The sequence below is a fragment of the Sulfobacillus harzensis genome (genome assembly GCF_012933365.1).
Lineage (GTDB): Bacteria > Bacillota > Sulfobacillia > Sulfobacillales > Sulfobacillaceae > Sulfobacillus_B > Sulfobacillus_B harzensis.
This window is the reverse complement of record NZ_JABBVZ010000307.1, coordinates 1-831: the sequence shown is the minus strand read 5'-3', so window position 1 is coordinate 831 and position 831 is coordinate 1. Positions and strand designations below refer to the sequence as shown.

Below are 831 nucleotides of genomic sequence, written 5' to 3'. Positions count from 1 at the left end.
TCAGAACGTTGGAAAGGGCATCATCAAGGGGGAGCACTTATCCACAGCCGTGATTTGTCCAGTTATGAAAAACCCTCTATCGTATTTCCCTGATAAGCAAGCGGGAAATCAGCTTTCGCTAATTCTTTCGCCTCTCGTTTTTCTTGGCACCCGGCGACGACGGAATTCGTCGCGGAACTCATTGGCATGAGACAACGGTCTGCATCTAAGGCACTCTTGGAGGCGTATGCACCGTAGACGAGGTGCTGGATGTTCGTACCTGGCCCGCCATCGGTTCAACTAACACATGTGGGACCGTTACCTCTGCATCCTGATGTCCTGGCAAAATAACCCGTTGGATATTCTGGAATGTCGATCAACAAAGCGTATCATGCATATTCAGTGACCAACGATCACCGACGGATCAGCAATTACCGCCAAGGACTAGTGGCATTGTTGAAACGGGACCGGGAAACCCCCATTGACCATAGACGATTAACTTTGTTTCAATCGTATCGCCGGATTATATGGTGAGATATTGCTGGCCTTTAGAAAAATCAGAGAAACGAGGACGCCGTGGCACGACAACAGTATGTTATTCCGCCTCCAGAGGAAGTTTTTTCAACGATCAAAGCCTTAATCACCCGAGTTCAAGAACTGATCCGAAGTTCTGAGCGGTTAAAAACTACTGATGTGCGAAGTGCCTTTTTTCTTGGAAGCATTGCCGTTGAAGAAGAAATGCAAGCTTTGCGTATTCCGGTGTAATCCACCAGGCATTCCAGTAATTCGCCACCAGTGTGTCCGGTAATTAGTCACCGGGTAGTCCGATAAATCGCCACCACCCCGTGGGTG

General features: G+C 48.6%; 1 protein-coding gene. It reads left to right on the top strand.

Going from position 1 to position 831, the window contains the following annotated elements; all coding sequences use genetic code 11:
• Positions 1–555 precede the first annotated feature (555 nt).
• On the top strand, positions 556–744 hold the full coding sequence (locus HIJ39_RS23210; protein ID WP_169103384.1) for a hypothetical protein: 189 nt from the start codon (positions 556–558) through the stop codon (positions 742–744).
• The last annotated feature ends 87 nt before the right edge of the window (positions 745–831 follow it).